The sequence below is a fragment of the Cupriavidus sp. 09_S30 genome, from assembly GCF_056930435.1.
Genome location: NZ_JBXOWI010000002.1, coordinates 1,989,494 through 2,009,335, shown reverse-complemented (window position 1 = coordinate 2,009,335; position 19,842 = coordinate 1,989,494). Strand labels below are relative to the sequence as shown.

Sequence of the window (19,842 nt, the reverse complement as noted above, 5' to 3'; positions counted from 1 at the left end):
CGCAGATCGCGTGCAAGCGCCAGGACGAAGGCGCTGCGCCGATTCCCGCGCGCGGCAAGCAAGTCGCGCGCCGCCTGCATGGCGGCGGCGCGGCAGGCAAGCGGATTACAAAGCAAGCAGGCACGAACCTGCGGCGAAAGGAGACAACGCAATGCAAGTTCCCCACATCCTCGCGGCGCTGGCGGCCGCGGCTGCAGCCACGGCGGCCTTCGCGGCTCCCCCCTCGCAGGCAGACCGGCCGGCAGGCGCGCAGCGCCCCAACATCCTCCTGATCGTAGCCGACGACCTGGGTTACTCGGACATCGGTGCCTTCGGCGGCGAGATCGCCACGCCCAACCTGGACCGGCTGGCGCGCTCCGGGCAAAAACTGACCCAGTTCTACGCCTCGCCCTATTGCTCGCCGACGCGGGCGATGCTGATGTCGGGCGTGGATCACCATCGCGCTGGCTTTGGCAGTATGGCGGAGCTGCTGACGCCAGCGCAGCGCAGTCAGCCCGGCTATGAAGGCTACCTGAACGCGCATGTGGCGCCGCTGCCGGCGCTGCTGCGCGACGCCGGCTACCACACCTATATGGCCGGCAAGTGGCACCTGGGCGTAGCCGAGGGCGCCAGCCCGGCCGCGCGCGGCTTCGAGCAATCCTTCGCCCTGGTGCAGGGCGGCGCGAGCCACACCGACCAGACCGGCATCATCACCGACGATCCCGACAAGGCGCCCAAGGCGCTGTACCGCGAGAACGGCAAGCCGGTCGACCTGCCCAAGGACTTCTACTCCAGCACCTTCTATGCCGACCGCATCATGCGCCAGATCGGCAGCCATCGCGGCGACGGCAAGCCCTTCTTCGCCTATCTCGCCTTCACCGCGCCGCACTGGCCGCTGCAGGCGCCGCCGGCCTACATCCGCAAGTACCTCGGCAAGTACGATGTCGGTTACGACGTGATCCGCGAGCGGCGCCTGGCGCGCATGAAGCAGCTCGGGCTGGTGCCCAAGGATGCACGGCCCTATGAGGGCAGCGGGGTGTGGCCCGAGTGGGGCGCGCTGAGTCCGCTGCAGCAGCGCATCGAAGCCAAGCGGATGGCAGTGTATGCCGCCATGGTCGAGCAGATGGATGCGCAGATCGGGCGTGTGCTGGCCTACCTGAAGGCCAGCGGCCAGTATGACAACACGCTGGTTTTCTTCATGTCGGACAACGGTGCCGACGGCAACAGCGTGCTGGACGAGGCGGCCAATCGCGAATGGGTGCGCCGCCATGCGGACAACAGCCTGGCCAACACCGGGCTGCGGGGGTCCTTCGTCGAGTACGGGCCCGGCTGGGCCCAAGTCAGCTCGACGCCGTTCCACCTGTACAAGGCCTTTGCCTACGAAGGCGGCATCGCCGTGCCCGCCATTGCCTCCTTGCCGCGCCGCACCGGTGCCGGGCGCGTCAGCGCGGCGCCGGCCAGCGTGATCGACATCGCGCCGACGCTGCTCGAACTGGCCGGCACCCGGCCCCCTGGCACGCGCTACCAGGGTCGCGCGGTCTATCCGATGGAGGGCCGCTCGATGCTGCCCTTCCTTTCGGGCCAGGTGGCGCAGGTGCATCCGGACGGCTTTTCGGCGGGCTGGGAGCTGAACGGACGCAAGGCCATGCGCCAGGGCGACTGGAAGATCGTGCAGGCCAATCCGCCCTGGGGCAGCGGGCAGTGGGAGCTCTATAACGTGCGCGCGGACCGCGAGGAGCGCGACAACCTGGCGGCCCGCTACCCGGACCGGCTCAAGGCCCTGCAGGCGGCCTACCAGGCCTACCAGCGCGACAACGGGGTGATCGACATCCCCGGCCTGGCCGAGCGCAAGGGCTACAGCAACGGCACGCACTACTACCAGGATATGCTCGACGAACTGCAACCCGCCACGGCGGCGACCGCGCCGGCTGCTGCCATGGCACGATGACGGCACTGGGCGGCGGGGCCGCCGCCCGGTTTTCCACCTCGATAGACAAGGACAAGGATAAGGAGCATCCCATGCCAATCATGCAAGTCTTCCTGATCGAAGGCCGCAGCGAGGAACAAAAGGCACGCCTGATCGGCGCGCTGACCGATGCCGCGGTGGAGTCCATCGGCGCGCCGCGCGAAACGGTGCGCGTGATGATCACGGAGATGCCGAAAACCGACTTCGGCATCGGCGGAAAGACCGCCAAGGAACTCGGGCGCTGAGCGGCGGCATGCAGGCGCAATCGTCTCCGGAAACGCGGGTGCGCACCGGCACGGCAGGCTTGCCGCGCCTGGCGCTGGCCCTGTCCGTGGCGCTGGCCGCGGCGGGGGGCGTGTGGCTTGGCCTGCCGCTTCCCGAGGCCGCAACTCGACCGCCCGCACCGCCAGGCATACAGGTGGGCGATGGCGTGCGCGGGCCGGCGGGCATGGTCCACGTGCCCGGCGGCGAATTCCTGATGGGCAGCGACAGCAAGATGGCGCAGGCCAACGAGAGGCCGGCGCACAAGGCGGGCGTGCGCGGCTTCTGGATGGACCAGCACCACGTGACCAATGCCGAGTTCCGCCGCTTCGTCGAGGCCACCAGCTATGTCACCACGGCCGAGAAAAAACCGGAGTGGGAGACGCTGCGCGTGCAGCTCCCGCCGGGCACGCCGCGGCCGCCGGACAGTGCCATGGTGGCGGGCGGCATGGTGTTCGTCGGCACCGATCGGCCGGTTTCGCTGCGCGACTATTCGCAGTGGTGGCGCTACGTGCCCGGGGCCGACTGGCGCCACCCGAGCGGGCCGGGCAGTTCCATCGCAGGCAAGGACGACCATCCGGTGGTGCAGGTTTCCTTCGAAGACGCGCAGGCCTACGCCAAGTGGGTCGGCAAGCGGCTGCCGACTGAGGCGGAGTGGGAGTTCGCGGCGCGCGGCGGGTTGGAGCAGGCCACCTATGCCTGGGGCAACCAGTTCACGCCCGCGGGCCAGCAGATGGCCAATGTGTGGCAGGGCCAACAGGGGCAGCCCTTCCCGGTGGTGAGCGCGAAGGCCGGCGGGGCGCTCGGCACGAGCCCGGTGGGTACCTTCCCGCCCAACGGCTACGGCCTGTCGGACATGACGGGCAATGCTTGGCAATGGGTGGCCGACTGGTACCGTGCGGACCAGTTCCGGCGCGAGGCGGCGCTGGGCAAGCGGATCGACGATCCGGCCGGGCCCGCCGCCTCGTGGGATCCGAGCGAACCCGGCGTGCCGGCGAACGCCCCCAAGCGCGTGACGCGCGGCGGCTCCTTCTTGTGCAATGAGGATTACTGCCTGAGCTACCGGCCCAGCGCGCGGCGCGGCACCGATCCGTACAACAGCATGTCGCACCTCGGCTTCCGGCTGGTGATGGACGATGCGGCCTGGGAACGCCGGCACCGGCAAGCGAGGCTGGCCGCGCCGGCCGGTCCGCCTGTCCCGGCGCGGCCGGGCGAGAGGGGGGCGGGCTGAAGCCGCCGCCGCGGTATCAGCCTGCCGTGCCGCTGACGCGCGACAGGAAAGCCCGCGTCGCCGCCTCGCGCGGCGCATCGATGACCTGGGCGGGCGGGCCGGCTTCCACCACCACGCCATCGCGCATGAACACGACCTGATCGGCCACTTCGCGCGCGAAGGCGATCTCGTGGGTCACCAGCATCATGGTCATGCCCTCTTCAGCGAGCGCGCGCATCACGGCCAGTACCTCGCCGACCAGTTCCGGGTCGAGCGCGGAGGTGGCCTCGTCGAACAGCATCACGTCGGGTTTCATGGCCAGCGCCCGTGCGATGGCCACGCGTTGCTTCTGCCCCCCGGAGAGCTTGTCCGGGTAGGTGTCGGCGCGCTCGGCCAGCCCGACGCGCGCCAGCAGTGCCTGCGCGCTTGCGCGGGCCTCGGCCTTGGGGCGCCCAAGCACGGTGACCATGCCCTCCATGACGTTCTGCGCGGCGGTCATGTGGGGGAACAGGTTGAAGTGCTGGAAGACCATGCCGGTGCGCGCGCGGAAGGCGGCCAGCGCGCGGTCGCCCAGCTGCGGGCTGTCTGCCTGGTCGAAGTCGAAGCGGTGGCCGCCGACCTCGATCACGCCCGCGCAGGGCGTGGTCAGCAGGTTGACGCAGCGCAGCAGCGTGGACTTGCCGGAGCCGGATGGGCCGATCAGCGCCACCACCTCGCCCTTGCCGACCTCAAGGTTGATGTCGCGCAGCACGGTGACGTCGCCGAAGCTCTTCTTCAGCCCCCGGATGGAGATCATCGGTTCGCTCGGCATGCGGCTAGGCCCCCGCGGTTTGGGATTCCAGCCGCTTCGCCAGCATGGTGGCGGGGAGCAGGATGGCGAAATAGATGACGGCCACGAGCGTATAGATCTCCAGCGGGCGGTAGGTGTCGTGCGCGATCACCTGGCCCTGGTAGAGCAGGTCGGGCACGGCCAGCACCGAAAGCAGCGAGGTGTTCTTCAACTGCATGATGGACTGGCTGACCAGCGGCGGGGTCATGCGGCGGAAGGCCTGCGGCAGCACGATGCGCCGCATCACCTGCCAGCGGGTCATGCCCAGCGCCTGGCCGGCTTCCACCTGGCCCGGGTCGATGGAGATGATGCCGCCGCGCACGATCTCGGAGTAGAAGGCACCACCGTACAGCGTCAATGCCAGCACCGCGGCCATGCCGGGCGTGAGCTCGATGCCGAGCAGCACGGGCAGGGCGTAGTAGAACCAGATCAGCTGCACCAGCACCGGCGTGCAGCGGAACACTTCCACGAAGGCGCGCAGCGAGCCCGCCAGAGTCCGGCTGGACGATACCCGGCCCAGCCCGACCAGCACACCTAGCAGCAGTCCGGTGACGATGACCGTCACCGTATAGGCCAGCGTGGTCAGCACGCCAGCCGTGATGATGCCGCGGTACGCCCACAGCGAACCGAAATCCCACTGATACATGCTGCAGCCTCAGAAGCGGACTTGCGGCGGGAAGGCGGTGGCCGGCACGTTGGCCAGCTTCTGCATATTGCTGACGATGGTGTCGCGGATGCGGCCGGCCTTGCGCGCCTCTTCCAGCCAGGCGTTCAGCGCATTGACGAAGGCCGGGTCCGACTGCTTGCGCACGCCGATATTGGTGACCGCGGTCTGCGGCGGCGTCGGGTACAGGATGTGGCCGATGCTGGGCAGCTTGGCCAGCAGGGCGGTGGACAGCAGCACCACAAGGATCTGGCAGTCGACGCGGCCGGATTGCAGCGCCATGGTGGCGGCCGCCGAGGTCTCGAAGCGCTGCACATTGGCGCGCGGCAGCAGCTGGGTGGCAAGCTGGTCGTGATTGGAGCCGACGTCCACGGCGATGCGCATCTCGGGCACGTTGAGCTGTTCCCAGCGCTCGATGTTCAGCGACTTGCGCGCCACCACGGTATGCAGGTTCTGGAACAGCGGGTTGCTGAAGTCGACCGCCTCGCGCCGCTGCGGCGTGGGGGCCATGGCGAACTGCGCATCGATCTTGTTGGTCTGCACATCCAGCACCGAGTTGCCCCAGGTGGTTTCCACCCACTCCACCTGCGCGCCCAGGTGCTTGGCGAGGTCGCGCCCGAAGTCGATGCAGAAGCCGCGCCACTCACCGGTGGCCAGGTCCTTGCTGAAGTAGGGCGAGGCGCCGTTGATGGCGCCCAGGCGCAGGCGGCCGGTGCGCTTGATGCGGGCCATCGTCGATTCGGGTTCGTCGGCGAAGGCCGAGGGATAGGCGAGTACCGAGCCGCTTGCAATGGTGGCCTCGATGAACTGCCTGCGCGTGATCGCCATGGTGCGTTTCCTCTCTCTTTGTTGTGTTGGTGCTGCTGTTTTTCTGGTGCCGATGGCTGGCTGTGGCGGCCTGCCGTGCCGGCGCGCCTTGCGCGCGCCGCCTCCATCCCGGTGCCCGAGTGTAGCAGCAAGGGGGGAGCCGGCGGAATGTATGCGCGGTGAAAGGCGGGGCTCGCTCGGGCGATGCAGGTGACATGGGCCGGTTCAACGGCCGGGGTGTGCGCCGCCTTGGGGCATGCGCGTCTTTCGCGTGGCGGCGAAGCTCAGTAGACTCTTGGGCAGCAATGCCGGCGCGCTGGCCGGCCTATCGCTTCCTTGCATCCTTTTTCGGGCACGAGCTCTCCAACATGAAAGTCGTAGTGATCGGCGGCGGCGTGATCGGTACCGCCACGGCGTACTGGCTCAACCGGCATGGTGCCGAGGTGACGCTGGTCGAGCGCGAGGCCGACGTGGCGCGCCAGACCAGCGCCGGCAACGCGGGCGTGATCGCGCCTGGCTACGTGACGCCCTGGGCGGCGCCCGGCATGCCGGCCAAGATCCTGAAGTACCTGATGAAGTCGACCGCCCCGGTCATCTTCCGGCCGCAGTTCAGCCTGCGCCAGTGGCGCTGGATCGGCCGCTGGCTGGGCAACTGCGAACTGGCGCGCTACCGCGAGAACAAGCTGCGCATGCAGCGCGTTGCCTACTACAGCCGCGCCTGCCTGCACGAGTTCCTGCGCGACCATCCCTTCGACTATGGCCGCAGCCAGGGCTACCTGCAGCTGTTCCGCAGCCGCTACGACGAGGAACTGGCCAAGCCCGCGCTGGAACTGCTGGCCGAGGCCGGCATCCCCCACCGCGTGCTCAGCGCCGAGCAGTGCGTCGAGATCGAGCCCGCGCTGGCGCGCGCGCAGGTATCGCCGGTGTCCGGCCTTTACCTGCCCGAGGACGAGGCCGGCGATTGCGCGGTCTTCACACGCGAGTTGCGCGGCCTGTGCGAGCAGGCCGGCGTGCGCTTCCGTTTCGGCGCCACCGTCACGCGCATCGAGGCGGCGGGCGGCAGAGTCGACGCGGTGTGGCTCGATGGCGCTGGCCGGCAGGGTGGCGCCGAGCGCTTGCCTTGCGACGCGCTGGTGATGGCCGCCGGCGTTGACAGCCACACGCTGCTGTCGCCGCTGGGCATCGCGCTGCCGCTCTACCCGGTCAAGGGCTATTCGGCGACGCTGCAGATCACCGATGCCGACGCCGCGCCACGCGCCGCGGTCATGGACGAGTCGCTCAAGACCGCCATCACGCGCATGGGCAGCCATGTGCGCGTGGCCGGCACGGCCGAGCTCGGCGATGACCGTCTGGCACTGCGCGAGGCCAGCCTGCAGACGCTGCGCCAGGTGATGGCGGACTGGTTCCCCGGCGCGGGCGACATGAGGGGCGCGCGCTACTGGGTGGGACGCCGGCCCATGACGCCGGACGGACCGCCCATCCTCGGGCCCACCACGCATGCCAACTTGTTCCTCAATGTGGGCCACGGCTCCACCGGCTGGGCCATGTCGATGGGATCCGGCCGCGTGGTGGCCGACCTGGTGATGGGACGCCAGCCCGAGATCGACCTGGCCGGCCTGACGCTGGCCCGCTACTGAGCCATGGACGAGCGACAGACAGCACACGCGGCTGGGGTGGCGGCAGGGGCCACCGGGGCCACCGGGGCCGCAGCGGACCCGGACACCTTGCGCCGCGGCCCGCCGCTGCTAGGCGTGGTGATGCTCGACACGGTCTTTCCGCGGCCAGTCGGCGATATCGGCAATCCGGCGACCTTTCCCTTCCCCACGCGCTTTCGCAAGGTGCCGGCGGCCTCGCCGCGGCGCGTGGTGTTCGGCCAGGCGGAAGGGCTGGGCGGCGGCTTCATCGCGGCGGCGCAGGACCTGCAGCAGCAAGGCTGCCAGGCGATCGTCACCAGTTGCGGCTTTCTTGCGCTGCAGCACAAGGAGATTGCGGCGCACCTGCGCGTGCCCTTTGCCAGCTCCGCGCTGTGCTGGCTGCCCACGCTGTACAACGCCTTCGGCGGGCCGGAGGTGGTCGGCGTGCTGACGGCTTCCGCCGGCGCCCTGACCGATGCCCACGTGGAAGCGGTGGGCGGCTCGGCGCGCTCGCCGCGCATGGGCATGGCCGAGGGCAGCGAGTTCGCCCGCGTGATCCTGGGCAACCAGCCCGAGGGCGACATGGCGCGCGTCGGGCGCGAAGTGGTGGAGACAGCCGAGCGCTTCGCCGCGGCGCATCCCGGCCTGCGGGCACTGGTGCTGGAGTGCACGAATATGCCGCCCTATGCGGCCGAGATCGTGCGCCGCTGCGGGCTGCCAGTGTTCGACCTGGTGTCGCTGGCGCGCCAGATGATGATGGGGGTGGCGACCCCCTAGGGCGCCGTGCGCCGGCGGGCGCGGATCAGGGCAGCAGCGCCGGCGGAGCTGCCTCGAAGGCCGGCGGTGCGAACAGGTTGCCCTGGAACTGCTCGATGCCCGCGCTGCGCAGGCAGCGGTACTGTTCGGTCGTCTCCACGCACTCGGCGATGATCCCGACGCCCAGATCGCCGCAGGACTGCACCATCTGCGACACGAAGCGCTGCAGGCGCGCATCTGTGCTCACGCCGCGCACCGTCTTGCGGCTGAGCTTGACGAAGTCCGGCCGCAGGGCGGCGAGCAGGTTGGCGCCCGCCAGCCCCGCGCCGATCTCGCTGAGAGCCACGCCCAGGCCGAGCGCGCGCAGCGGCATCATGCGGCGTGCATAGACTTCCGGGCGCTCGACCATTTCGTCGGCCTTGATTTCCAGCACCAGGCGGCCGTCGTCGTAGCCGAGCGTGCGCGCCGTCGCGACCGTGCGCTCCAGCGAGGCCTGCGCTTGCGCAAGCTCACTCACGAAGCAATTGATGTGCAGGCGCAGGCGGATGCCCAGCCGGGCCGCGACCCGCATTGCCGTGGCCCGGCATGCGTCATCGAATTCGTGGATGGAGCCGGATGGCACCGCGCGCAGGATGGGCGCCGCGCTCTCGTCCCGGTCGCCTCGCACGAAGGCTTCATAGCCGACTACCGCGCCACGCGCCGCGTCGACGATGGGCTGGAAGGCGAAGGAGTAGCGGGGCATCTCCGCGCTTGCAAGCTGCTCCTGCTGCAATGCGGGCGCTGGCTGGAACACCGGGCCGCCGGTCGTGCCGGTGGCCGCGCTCATCATCGCCGCGGCGGCGCGCCGGCCATAGGCGGCGACATAGCCCGATTCGGTCAGCTTCAGGTCCGATTCGCCGCTCGGATTCGTCAGCCCGCGACGCAGCAGGCCTGACTGCAACAGGCGCGATACCTGGGTGCCGGGAATGAGCCGGTGGCCGTTCGGCGCATGCTCGTCGCGCAGCAGTGCGCCCTGGACGGGCGCGCCCCACGGCGTGCAGGAGAGATAGAGTCGCGCGCCCTGCGCCACACGCTTGAGAAGTTCGATGCGTTGCATGGGATCTTGCCGTCAGATGGCGTCTGCCGCCGAACGGATGCCGGCGCCGGCGAGGGCCGAGGCGCCTGCCAGGCGCGCTGCGCGGGTTGCCGGGGCCGGGCCTTCGGGCCGCCGACCCCCTGTCGGAAGGATGTTGCTGAGCTTCATCGGGCGTGTCTCTCGTTTTCTTCGCCGCGCGTTCGCCGTTCGATGGGCGCAAGCGCGGGACCGTCTTGTATAACGGATGAGGTTGCGCATTTTGTCCCCCTCATGCGAAGGGTAAGGCGCTTTCCCTGGAGCGGACAGTATGCCGCAGAAGTGGAGTCTGCACTATGCCAGGTCCCGTGCGCCGTGCAATCGGTGTTTGCGCTGCCTAGTATCTAGTATCTCTTGCCGGCCCCGGGGGCGGCTCGCATTCGCCGAGCCGCCCCCGACGGGATGGCCGGCATGCCAAGGGGGCCGGCAAAGGGGCCAACAAAGGGGCCAACAAAGGGGCCAACAAAGGGGCCAACAAAGGGGCCAGCAAAGGGGCCAGCAAAGGGGGCAGGCATGGAAACGGCGAAGGAAATGGCGGGAAGCGAGCCTGGCGGGCAGGGTACCGGCGCGCAGGGCGATGCGCCGGAGGCACCTTTTTCGCCGCTGGAATCCCGGCGGCACCAGATGTTTCCCCGGCTCAGCGCGGCCGAGATGGAACGCATGGAGCGCTTTGGCGAGCACCAGCGCTGGCGCGCGGGCGAGACGCTGTTTTCCATCGGGGACAGCGGGCGCGGTATGTTCCTGATCCTGAGCGGGCGGGTGGCGGTGGTGCAGCGTGATGGGCTGGGGCGCACCCGTACGATCGTCGAAGAGGGTCCGGGCCAGTTCTTGGCCGAGGTAGGGCAACTGACCGGCAAGCCTGCGCTGGTCGACGGCATCGCCGTCGCCGATACCGAGGCGCTGGTGATTTCGCCCGAGCGGCTGCGCGCCCTGCTGATCGCAGAGGCGGAGCTGGGCGAATGCATCATGCGCGCGCTGATCCTGCGGCGCGTGGGGCTGATCGAGCGCGGCAGCGGTCCGTTGCTGGTCGGGCGCGGGGCGGCGCCACGGCTGCTGGCGCTGCAGGCTTTCCTGCGCCGCAACGGGTATCCGCATACCGTGCTCGATATCGAGAAGGATGCCGAGGCGCTTGCCTTGCTGGGCGATTGCACGCTCGCTCCCGGCGACCTGCCGCTGGTGATTTGCCCGGGCGGCAATGTGCTGCGCGCGCCGGACGAGGGCCAGCTCGCCTCCTGCCTGGGGCTGCTGCCGGAGTTCGATCCCGACCACGTCTACGATGTGGTCGTGGTGGGCGCGGGCCCGGCCGGATTGGCCACCGCCGTCTACGCCGCCTCGGAAGGACTGTCAGTCGCGGTGCTGGACTCTCGTGCGCCGGGCGGGCAGGCGGGTGCCAGCGCGCGCATCGAGAACTACCTCGGCTTTCCCACCGGCATCTCGGGCCAGGCGCTGGCGGGGCGCGCCTTCGTGCAGGCGCTCAAGTTCGGCGCCCACGTCGCCATCCCGATGGCGGTCCGGGCCATGCACTGCGAGCTTTTTCCGATCCGCATCGAGCTGGCCGACGGCCGGGAGGTGCCGACCCGCACTGTGGTGATCGCCACCGGTGCGCAGTACCGGCGCCCGGACATCGCCGGGCTGGCGCGCTTCGAAGGCAGCGGTGTCTACTACTGGGCGTCGCCGGTCGAGGCCAAGCTGTGCAAGGACGAAGAGGTGATGCTGGTGGGTGGCGGCAATTCGGCCGGCCAGGCGGCCGTCTACCTCGCCTCGCACGCCGCGCGCGTCAACCTGATGGTGCGCGGCAGCGGCCTGGAGGCCAGCATGTCGCGCTACCTGATCGACCGCATCGCCGGCCTGGACAATGTGCAGCTGTGGACGGGCGCCGAGGTGACGGGGCTGGATGGCGATGCCTGGCTGGACACCATCCAATGGCGCAGCCACAGCGCGGGCGAGCGCAGCCAGCCCTTGCGCCACCTCTTTCTCTTCATCGGTGCCGATCCCAATACCGACTGGCTGCGATCCTGCCCGGTCGAGGTCGACGCGCGCGGCTTCGTGCGCACCGGCGCGGACGCGGGCCAGGCCGACCCGCTGCAGACCAGCGTGCCGGGCGTGTACGCCATCGGCGATGTGCGGGCCGGCTCCATCAAGCGCGTTGCCGCCGCCGTAGGTGAGGGGGCCGCCGCGGTGGCGCAGCTCCACGCCTACCTGGCCAGTCATCCACTCCACGCCGCCTAGCGGCAGCACCTGGCCATACCTTCCTGCCCGGGCCCCGCCTTCCCTCGCGCGGGTGCGCCCGCCTGCGCCTGGCGTTTACGCCGGTGCTGGCCGGTAACGCGCTAAGCGATCCTCGATTGCAATCCATGGGGCACTTTTTTGCTCTGTATGTGTCTTATGGGTAACTTCAATGCTTAATAGCTATTGGCAATCGCTTAGTTAAAAACGATGAATTGTACAAATCAATCGGGGATCGACAGAATGGGGCCTTCGCTGCAACACACAGCGCCAACCAACCCCGACCAACCGATAAGGAGTGTCATCCATGCTGCAATCCCGTGAAGGCCAGCGCGTCCCCGCCGTTTCGTTCCGTGTGCGTGAAAACAATGAGTGGAAGACGGTGACCTCGGCCGACCTGTTCGACGGCAAGACCGTGGTGGTGTTCTCGCTGCCGGGCGCCTTCACCCCGACCTGCTCGTCGACCCACCTGCCGCGCTACAACGAGCTGGCGCCGGTGTTCGCCAAACACGGCGTGGACGCGATCTTGTGCGTCTCGGTCAACGACACCTTCGTGATGAACGAGTGGGCCAAGGACCAGGAGTCGGCCAATATCGTGATGATTCCCGATGGCAACGGCGAGTTCACCGAAGGCATGGGCATGCTGGTGGACAAGGCGGACCTGGGCTTCGGCAAGCGCAGCTGGCGCTATTCGATGCTGGTCAAGGACGGCGTGGTCGACAAGATGTTCATCGAGCCGGAAGAGCCGGGCGACCCGTTCAAGGTGTCGGATGCCGACACCATGCTGAACTACGTCGCGCCGAACGCCAAGCGCCCTGACCAGGTGGTGGTGTTCTCCAAGGTGGGCTGCTCCTTCTGCGCCAAGGCCAAGCAGATGCTCGACGACAACGGCTTCGAGTACATCGACGTGCCGCTGGAGCACAAGGTCCGCGGCAAGGTGCTGGGCGCCGTATCGGGCAACATGACCGCGCCCCAGGTCTTCATCAACGGCAAGCTGATCGGCGGCGCCGAGGCGCTGGAGCAATACCTGGCCCGCTGAGCGTGCCGGCCCGCCGCGCCCTCAGGTGCGCGGCGGTGCGCGGTCGCCATTCCGCCGGCCGATCGAGGCTTGCTTCCACCCGCATCCCGCAACCATTTCAAGAAAGAGATCCTATGCAGACCATCACCACCGACGTCGCCGTGATCGGTGCCGGCACCGCCGGCCTCGCCGCCTACCGTGCTGCCAAGGCGGCCGGCAAGCGCGCCGTGATCATCGAAGGCGGTCCCTACGGCACCACCTGCGCCCGCGTGGGCTGCATGCCGTCCAAGCTGCTGATCGCGGCCGCCGAGGCCGCGCACGAGATCCGGCATGCGGCGCCCTTCGGCGTGCACGTGGAGGGCGAGATCCGCATCGACGGCCGCGAGGTGATGGCGAGGGTGAAGCGCGAGCGCGACCGTTTCGTCGGCTTCGTGGTGCGCGGCGTGGAGGGCATCGACGAGCCCGACCGCATCCGCGGCTACGCCCGCTTTATCGACAACGCCGTGCTGCAGGTGGGCGAGGACATTACAGTGCGGGCGAGCCGCGTGGTCATCGCCACCGGCTCCAGCCCGGTGGTGCCCGAGGCCTTCCGCGTGTTCGGCGACCGGCTCGTCGTCAACGACGATGTGTTCGCCTGGGACGACCTGCCGCGCAGCGTGGCCGTGTTCGGCCCCGGGGTAATCGGGCTGGAACTGGGCCAGGCGCTGTCCCGCCTCGGCGTGCGGGTGCGCGTATTCGGCGTGCGCGGCGGCGTGGGTCCGCTGACCGATCCGGCGGTCAAGGCCGCCGCGCTGCGTGCCTTCCGCGAGGATTTCCACCTGGACCCGGAGTCCCATGTCAGCGAGATGCGCCGTGAAGGAGACGAAGCGGTGATCCGCTACACCGATGTGGAGGGCCGTGAGGTGACCGAGCGCTTCGACTATGTGCTCGCCGCCACGGGCCGCGCGCCCAATGTGCGCGGGCTGGGGCTGGAGAACACCGGGCTGGCGCTGGACGCGCGCGGCGTGCCGCTGTTCGACGCCGCCACGCTGCAATGCGGCGCGGCGCCGGTCTTTATCGCGGGCGATGCCAACGACGTGCTGCCGCTGCTGCACGAGGCCGCCGACGAAGGCAAGGCTGCCGGCGAGAACGCCGCGGCCTGGCCTGCAGTGAAGCCGCTGGCGCGCCGCGCGCCGCTGGCGGTGGTGTTCTCGGACCCGCAGATCGCCATGGTCGGCAAGCATTTTGCCGACCTGGCCGAGGGCAGCTTCGTCATCGGCGAGGTCAGCTTCGAGGACCAGGGCCGCAGTCGCGTGATGCTGAAGAACCGCGGCCTGATGCATGTCTATGCGGACCGTGCCGACGGCCGTTTCCTCGGCGCGGAATGGAGCGGCCCGCGCGCGGAGAACATCGCGCACCTGCTGGCCTGGTCGGTCCAGCAGGGCCTGACCATCGAGCAGATGCTGGCCATGCCGTTCTACCATCCGGTGGTGGAAGAGGGCCTGCGCACCGCGCTGCGCGACGCGGCGGCCAAGCTGCAGGCGGCCTGAGCGCGCGGCGGCGAAAGGCGCCGCTCGCACCTTGCCGGCCCGGTCCGCGCGCCATTGCGCGGGCCGGGCCGTTTATCTTTGGGGCCCCGCTCTGCTGTCTTGCCTACCAACCGCCGCCAAGCGCGCGGAAGGTGGCCACCGCCGCGCGTGCGTCGTCCGCATGCACGCGGGCCTGCTGGTCGCGCGCGGCCAGCAGCTGGGTGTCTTCCACCAGCACTTCGAACAGGCTCACGGCGCCGCCCTTGTAGGCGTCTTCCGATGCCTGGCGGGAGCGCGTGCGCGCCGCGACCTCGGCGGCCAGCTCGCTGCTCTGGGCTTCGAGCTGCGTCAGCGTGACGATGGCATTCTCGACGTCCTCGGTGGCGCGCAGCATCGACAGGCGGTAGCGCGCCAGCGCCTCGGCATTGGCGCCCTTGGCCTGCTCGACTTCGGCGTCGACACGGCCGAAGTCAAACAGGCGCCAGCGCAGGCCCGCCAGCGCGGCTGGCTGGAAGGTGGCGGCGCTGAACAGCTTGCCGCCCAGGCTTTCGAAGCCGAGCAGGGCCGATAGCGACAGCTTCGGGTAGTACTCGGCCACGGCCTCGCCGATGCGCGCGCTCGAGGCCGCCAGGCGCCGCTCGGCGGCAATCACGTCGGGGCGGCGCCGCAGCAGTTCGGCCGGTGCCGGCCCCTGCTCGGACACAATCGCGGGCACGGCGAGGCTGCCCGGGGTGCTCCGGCCCCCACCCGCATCGTCCGCCTGCAGTTCCGCCGCATAGGTGCCCGGCGCTGCACCCATCAACACGTCGAGGCGGTTCAACTGGGTTTGCAGCTCGATCCGCAGCGGCGGCAGCGTGGTGCGCGCCTGGGCCAGCTGGGCTTCGGCTTGCGCCACCTCGCGGGTGGAAGCCAGCCCGTCGGCCAGGCGCAAGCGCACCAGCGCCAGCAGGCGCTCATCGGTCTGCACCTGTTCGCTGGCGATGGCAATGCGCTGCTGCGCGCCACGCACGCGGAAGTAAGAGTCGGCCGCCTCGGCCGCCACCGTCACGCGCTGGCCCAGGCCGTCCGCCTGCGCCGCCTGGGCCTCGGCGTCGGCCGCCTCAGCCCCTCGCCGCAATCCGCCGAACAGGTCGATTTCCCAGCTTGCCCGTGCCCCCACGTTATAGAGCGACTGGTTGCGCGAATAGCCGGGCAGGGAGCTGCCGATCTTGCCCAGCGGGCTTTCCAGCGACTGATGCTGCCTGGCCGCGCTGGCTTCCAGGCTCCCGTCGGGCAGCAGGCGCGCGCCGGCGCCGGCTGCTGCTGCCTGCGCCTGTTGCACGCGTGCCAGCGATGCCGCCAGGTCCAGGTTCTGCCCCAGCGCGCGTTCGACGATGCGCACCAGCACGGGGTCGTCGAAGCCGGTCCACCAGCGATCCAGGGACGGCGCCGGCAGCGCGGCCTCACGTGACTGCAGGGCATCCGCATGCGGGTAGCGCGCCGGCAGGTCGGCGGCGGGGGCGCGGTAGTCGGGCCCGACCGCGCAGCCCGCCAGCGCCAGTGCCGCCAGCAGCGGCGCCAGCGCGCGGGCTGTCCTGCCGGCGCGCGGCGGCGTAGGCGGCGTAGGCCGGAAAGGGACGGATCGGGACGCGCCGGCCGGCGTGGCGGAAGGGGCGCAAGGGGCGGTAGAGCTCATCTCGGATTCCTGTCGGTACCGTCGCTGCCGGCATGCCCCGCGGGCGCTTCGGTTTCGGTCGGTGCATCTTGTTACTTGCATGATGCTATCGACAACTCTATACTAACTTGCATCATGAAAGCAACTGGATAAATGAGGTGCGTCATGCGAACAGAGATGCCTGGTGACCCGCAATGCCCGATCGTGCGCAGCCTGGCGCGCGTTGGTGACGCCTGGAGCATCCTGATCCTGCGCGAGGCGTTCTACGGGGTGACGCGGTTCGATGCGTTCCAAAGCAATCTGGGCATCGCGCCGAACATGCTGACGCGCCGGCTGCGCACCCTGGTCGAGGCCGGCGTGCTGGAACGGCACCGTTACTGCGAGCATCCGCCGCGCTACGAATACCTGCTGACCGAACGCGGCCGCGATTTCCGCCCGGTGCTGCTGACGTTGCTCGCCTGGGGCAACCGCCATTTCGCCCCGGAAGGCGAGAGCCTGCGCCTGGTGCGCCGGGGCGACAGCGTGCCGGTCGATCCCGTGCTGGTCGATGGCAACACCGGTCAGCGCATCACCGCCGCCGACCATGTGATCGCGGCCGGACCGGCTGCCGGCGAGCCCGTGCGCGCGAGGATGGCGCGCCGCGCGAGAGCCGGCTCCGGCACATCCGTCTCGCGTGCAAGGCGCGCGGAGGGCGATGAGGCGACGCCCTAGCGGGCCGGCGCGGCGTCTTCCGCACCGAGCCGCCGTCGCCTTCCCAGTTCCATGCATTACCCCTCGCTGGCAAGCACTAATCCACTGTCCAAAGGAAGCATCATGACGAGCAGCACCCTGGCCGAGACCGGCACCGCCGAGCGCGCGCAGACCGGAGTTCCTCCCGCCGCCCCGCCCGCAGCAGCCCCGCCAGCCCGCACTTCGCGCCGCATCGGCCGGCGCGCGCTGGCCGCGGCCGCCATCGGCGTGGCCGCGCTCGGCCTGGCGGGCTACGGCATCCACTGGTGGTCTAACGGCCGCTTCCTGCAACGCACCGACGATGCCTATGTCGGCGGCGACGTGACCGTGATCGGCCCGCGCGTGAGCGGCTATATCGCCGAGGTGGCGGTGACGGACAACCAGCAGGTCCACGCCGGCGACCTGCTGGTGCGCATCGACGACCGCGACTACCGTGCCGTGCTGGCCAAGGCGGAAGGGGCGGTTGCGGCCCAGCAGGCGCTGCTGGCCAACCTGGATGCCAACGACCACCTGCAGGAGGCGGTCATCGCGCAGGCGCGCGCCGGCGTGGCGGCCACCGACGCGGACACCGCGCGCACGCGCGACGATCAGGCGCGCTACGCCAGCCTGGTCGCCAAGGAGGCGGTGTCGCTCCAGAGTTCCCAGAAGGCCGACGCCGACTACCGCCAGTCGGTGGCCAACGGCCAGAAGGCGCAGGCCAGCCTGGTGGCCGCGCAGCGCCAGCGCGATGTGATCGAGACGCAGAAGCAGCAGGCGCGTGCGGCGCTGGCGCAGGCCATTGCCGAGCGCGACCTGGCGCGCCTCAATCTCGGCTATACCGAGTTGCGCGCGCCGATCGACGGCACCGTCGGTAACCGTCGCGCACGGGTCGGTGCTTATGCGGGCAACGGAGCCCAGCTGTTGTCGCTCGTGCCGGCGCGAGGCCTTTGGGTGGACGCCAATTTCAAGGAAAGCCAACTGGCGCGGATGCGGCCCGGCATGCCGGTCGCGGTCGAGGCCGACGTGCTGCCGGGGCGTGTCTTCCATGGCCGCGTGGCGAGCCTCGCGCCCGCCACCGGCGCGCAGTTCAGCGTGCTGCCGCCGGAGAACGCCACCGGCAACTTCACCAAGATCGTGCAGCGGGTGCCGGTGCGCATCCTGCTCGACGAGCGCGACGCCGCGCTCGGCCTGCTGCGGCCCGGCCTGTCAGTGACGGCCGAGGTCGATGCGCGGCCGCAGGCGGGAGAACGGTGATGGACACCGCCGTCCTCGACACACCGGTCCGACAGGCCCCGCCGCCGGTTGCGGCCTTCACGCCTGGCGCGATGTCCACCGGTGCCAAGGTGTTTGCCTTCGCCACCATGTGCGTGGGCATGTTCATCGCGCTGCTGGACATCCAGATCGTTTCGGCCTCACTGCGCGATATCGGCGGCGGCCTCTCGGCTGGTGCCGACGAGACCGTGTGGGTGCAGACCAGCTACCTGATCGCGGAGATCATCGTGATCCCGCTGTCGGGCTGGCTCTCGCGCGTGATGTCGACGCGCTGGCTGTACGCGGTGTCGGCCGCTGGCTTCACCGCCACCAGCCTGCTGTGCGGCCTGGCGTGGAACATCCAGAGCATGATCGCCTTCCGCGCCCTGCAGGGCTTCCTGGGCGGCTCGATGATCCCGCTGGTGTTCACCACCGCCTTCGCCTTCTTCGCCGGCCCGCAGCGTGTGATCGCCGCCGCCACTATCGGCGGGTTGGCGTCGCTGGCGCCCACGCTCGGACCCACCGTGGGCGGCTGGATCACCGAGCACTTTTCCTGGCACTGGTTGTTCTTCATCAATCTGGTGCCCGGCATCTTCGTCACGGTGGCGGTGCCGTTGCTGGTGCGCATCGACCGGCCCAACCTGTCGCTGCTGCGCGGCGCCGACTACGCCGGCATGGTGCTGATGGCGCTCTTCCTCGGCTGCCTGGAGTACACGTTGGAGGAGGGGCCGCGCTGGGACTGGTTCGGCGACGAGGTGATCCTGGCCACGGCCTGGACCGCCGGCCTCGCCGGCGTCGGCTTTATCTGGCGCAGCATGACCCACGCGCAGCCGGTGGTGGACCTGCGCGCCCTCAAGGACCGCAACTTCGCGCTCGGCTGCTTCTTCTCCTTTATTGCGGGCGTGGGCATCTTTGCCACGATCTACCTGACGCCGCTGTTTCTCGGCCGTGTGCGCGGGTTCAGCGCGCTGGAGATCGGGCTGGCGGTGTTTTCCACGGGGCTGTTCCAACTGGTGTCGATCCCGATCTACGCCTTCCTGGCCAATCGCGTGGACCTGCGCTGGCTGCTGATGGCCGGGCTCGCGCTGTTCGCGCTGTCGATGTGGCAGTTCACCCCCATCACGCACGACTGGGGCGGGCAGGAACTGCTGCTGCCGCAGGCCCTGCGCGGCATGGCCCAGCAGTTCGCGGTGGCGCCGGTGGTCACGCTGACGCTGGGCGGCCTGCCGCCCGAACGGCTCAAGCTGGCTTCCGGCCTGTTCAACCTGATGCGCAACCTCGGCGGCGCCATCGGCATCGCGGCCTGCGCGACCATCCTGAACGATCGCACCAACCTGCATTTCCTGCGCTCGGCGGAACACCTCGGCACCGGCAATCCCACCCTGTCCGCCGTGCTCGACGGCATGGCGGCCAACCTCGCCGCGCTCGGCAAGGACGCGGCCGAGGCCCAGGCCGGCGCGCTTCGGCAGCTATGGGCGCTGGTCTGGCGCGAGGCGCAGACGCAGACCTTCGCGGATGCCTTCCTGGTAATCATGGTGTGCTTCGTGATCGCCACCGCGATGGTGCCCCTGATGCACAAGGTTGCGCCGCCGAAGGCACCCTCGGCAGATGCGCACTGAGTGGCGTGCGGGCGCAGGCGGCCGGGCCTGCCGCCGGCTTGCATCGTGATAGGATCAGGTGTCGCCATCATGCCGGCCACGCGGAAATGTGCCGCGCAGGAGTCACGACCATGCAACGAAAGACTTTCAAGGAAATGCAGTGCCCCATCGCCCGCAGCCTGGAGCGCGTGGGCGAATGGTGGAGCATCTTGATCCTGCGCGAGGCGCTGTACGGCACCACGCGCTTCGACGATTTCCAGCGCAACCTGGACATCGCGCCCAATATGCTGACCCGCCGGCTGGGCGGGCTGGTGGAGGAGGGCCTGCTGGAGCGCAGGCAATACTCCGAGAAGCCGCCGCGCTTTGAATACGTGCTGACCGAGCGCGGCCGCGACTTCCAGCCGGTCATGCTGGCGCTGCTGGCCTGGGGCAACCGGCACTTCGCACCCGAGGGGGTCAGCGTTCAGCTGGTGGACAAGGCGAGCGGCCGGCCGGTCGAGCCGCGCCTGGTCGATGCCGACAGCGGCCAGCCTATCAGCTTCGCGCGCCACGCGCTGGTGCCGGGACCGGCGGCCAGCGAAGGCACGCGCAGGCGGCTGGCCGCGGCGCAGGAGCACCTGTTCGCGCAGGCGGACGACACGCTCGCCGGCTGAGACGCAGGC

General features: G+C 69.7%; 17 protein-coding genes. 12 read left to right on the top strand and 5 right to left on the bottom strand.

The window, feature by feature from the left end:
* Positions 1–151: 151 nt before the first annotated feature.
* The 3 genes from AC1Z3O_RS29215 (at position 152) to AC1Z3O_RS29205 (ending at position 3,437) form a co-directional block, all read left to right on the top strand.
* Positions 152–1,927, top strand: a complete 1,776-nt coding sequence (locus tag AC1Z3O_RS29215; protein ID WP_483519924.1) for an arylsulfatase — start codon at positions 152–154, stop codon at positions 1,925–1,927.
* Positions 1,928–1,998: 71 nt separating this feature from the next.
* On the top strand, positions 1,999–2,190 hold the full coding sequence (locus AC1Z3O_RS29210; RefSeq protein ID WP_483522068.1) for a 2-hydroxymuconate tautomerase: 192 nt from the start codon (positions 1,999–2,001) through the stop codon (positions 2,188–2,190).
* 8 nt (positions 2,191–2,198) lie between these two features.
* Positions 2,199–3,437: a formylglycine-generating enzyme family protein gene (locus tag AC1Z3O_RS29205; protein ID WP_483519922.1), complete on the top strand. Its 1,239-nt coding sequence runs from the start codon at positions 2,199–2,201 to the stop codon at positions 3,435–3,437.
* Between the two features lie 16 nt (positions 3,438–3,453).
* Here AC1Z3O_RS29205 and AC1Z3O_RS29200 read toward each other — a convergent pair whose 3' ends face one another.
* Genes AC1Z3O_RS29200 through AC1Z3O_RS29190 form a run of 3 tightly spaced genes read right to left on the bottom strand, consistent with a single transcriptional unit; the run spans position 3,454 to position 5,737 of the window.
* Positions 3,454–4,227 (bottom strand): amino acid ABC transporter ATP-binding protein, encoded by a 774-nt coding sequence (locus tag AC1Z3O_RS29200; protein ID WP_483519920.1) that lies wholly within the window; start codon positions 4,225–4,227, stop codon positions 3,454–3,456.
* Positions 4,228–4,231: 4 nt separating this feature from the next.
* Positions 4,232–4,891 carry an amino acid ABC transporter permease gene (locus AC1Z3O_RS29195; protein WP_483519918.1) on the bottom strand — a complete coding sequence of 220 codons (660 nt, stop codon included), beginning with the start codon at positions 4,889–4,891 and terminating at the stop codon, positions 4,232–4,234.
* Between the two features lie 9 nt (positions 4,892–4,900).
* Entirely contained in the window at positions 4,901–5,737 is an 837-nt protein-coding gene (locus AC1Z3O_RS29190) for a transporter substrate-binding domain-containing protein (RefSeq protein WP_483519916.1), read from the bottom strand.
* A 347-nt stretch (positions 5,738–6,084) separates the two neighbouring features.
* Here AC1Z3O_RS29190 and AC1Z3O_RS29185 point away from each other — a divergent pair, with 347 nt between their 5' ends.
* A complete protein-coding gene (locus AC1Z3O_RS29185; RefSeq protein WP_483519914.1) occupies positions 6,085–7,353 on the top strand; it encodes a D-amino acid dehydrogenase in 1,269 nt (422 codons plus the stop codon).
* A 3-nt stretch (positions 7,354–7,356) separates the two neighbouring features.
* Positions 7,357–8,127: an aspartate/glutamate racemase family protein gene (locus AC1Z3O_RS29180; protein WP_483519912.1), complete on the top strand. Its 771-nt coding sequence runs from the start codon at positions 7,357–7,359 to the stop codon at positions 8,125–8,127.
* A gap of 25 nt (positions 8,128–8,152) precedes the next feature.
* Here the strand turns inward: AC1Z3O_RS29180 and AC1Z3O_RS29175 are convergent, their stop codons facing one another.
* Entirely contained in the window at positions 8,153–9,202 is a 1,050-nt protein-coding gene (locus tag AC1Z3O_RS29175; RefSeq protein ID WP_483519910.1) for an EAL domain-containing protein, read from the bottom strand.
* Between the two features lie 528 nt (positions 9,203–9,730).
* Between AC1Z3O_RS29175 and AC1Z3O_RS29170 the strand changes: the two genes are divergently transcribed.
* The 3 genes from AC1Z3O_RS29170 to AC1Z3O_RS29160 all read left to right on the top strand — a co-directional run bounded on the left by AC1Z3O_RS29170 (position 9,731) and on the right by AC1Z3O_RS29160 (position 13,990).
* Positions 9,731–11,446: an FAD-dependent oxidoreductase gene (locus AC1Z3O_RS29170; protein ID WP_483519909.1), complete on the top strand. Its 1,716-nt coding sequence runs from the start codon at positions 9,731–9,733 to the stop codon at positions 11,444–11,446.
* A 304-nt stretch (positions 11,447–11,750) separates the two neighbouring features.
* Complete coding sequence (locus tag AC1Z3O_RS29165; protein WP_483519907.1) at positions 11,751–12,482, top strand: glutathione peroxidase; 732 nt, start codon at positions 11,751–11,753, stop codon at positions 12,480–12,482.
* A 113-nt stretch (positions 12,483–12,595) separates the two neighbouring features.
* Positions 12,596–13,990: a dihydrolipoyl dehydrogenase gene (locus AC1Z3O_RS29160; RefSeq protein WP_483519905.1), complete on the top strand. Its 1,395-nt coding sequence runs from the start codon at positions 12,596–12,598 to the stop codon at positions 13,988–13,990.
* Between the two features lie 103 nt (positions 13,991–14,093).
* Here AC1Z3O_RS29160 and AC1Z3O_RS29155 read toward each other — a convergent pair whose 3' ends face one another.
* A complete protein-coding gene (locus tag AC1Z3O_RS29155) occupies positions 14,094–15,644 on the bottom strand; it encodes an efflux transporter outer membrane subunit (RefSeq protein ID WP_483519903.1) in 1,551 nt (516 codons plus the stop codon).
* A 144-nt stretch (positions 15,645–15,788) separates the two neighbouring features.
* Between AC1Z3O_RS29155 and AC1Z3O_RS29150 the strand changes: the two genes are divergently transcribed.
* From AC1Z3O_RS29150 to AC1Z3O_RS29135, 4 genes are all read left to right on the top strand, one after another.
* Complete coding sequence (locus AC1Z3O_RS29150) at positions 15,789–16,334, top strand: winged helix-turn-helix transcriptional regulator (RefSeq protein WP_483519901.1); 546 nt, start codon at positions 15,789–15,791, stop codon at positions 16,332–16,334.
* A 102-nt stretch (positions 16,335–16,436) separates the two neighbouring features.
* Positions 16,437–17,585: an HlyD family secretion protein gene (locus AC1Z3O_RS29145; protein WP_483519899.1), complete on the top strand. Its 1,149-nt coding sequence runs from the start codon at positions 16,437–16,439 to the stop codon at positions 17,583–17,585.
* Complete coding sequence (locus AC1Z3O_RS29140; RefSeq protein ID WP_483519897.1) at positions 17,585–19,201, top strand: DHA2 family efflux MFS transporter permease subunit; 1,617 nt, start codon at positions 17,585–17,587, stop codon at positions 19,199–19,201. Before AC1Z3O_RS29145 ends, AC1Z3O_RS29140 begins: the two co-directional genes overlap by 1 nt.
* A gap of 110 nt (positions 19,202–19,311) precedes the next feature.
* Complete coding sequence (locus tag AC1Z3O_RS29135; protein ID WP_483519895.1) at positions 19,312–19,833, top strand: winged helix-turn-helix transcriptional regulator; 522 nt, start codon at positions 19,312–19,314, stop codon at positions 19,831–19,833.
* The last annotated feature ends 9 nt before the right edge of the window (positions 19,834–19,842 follow it).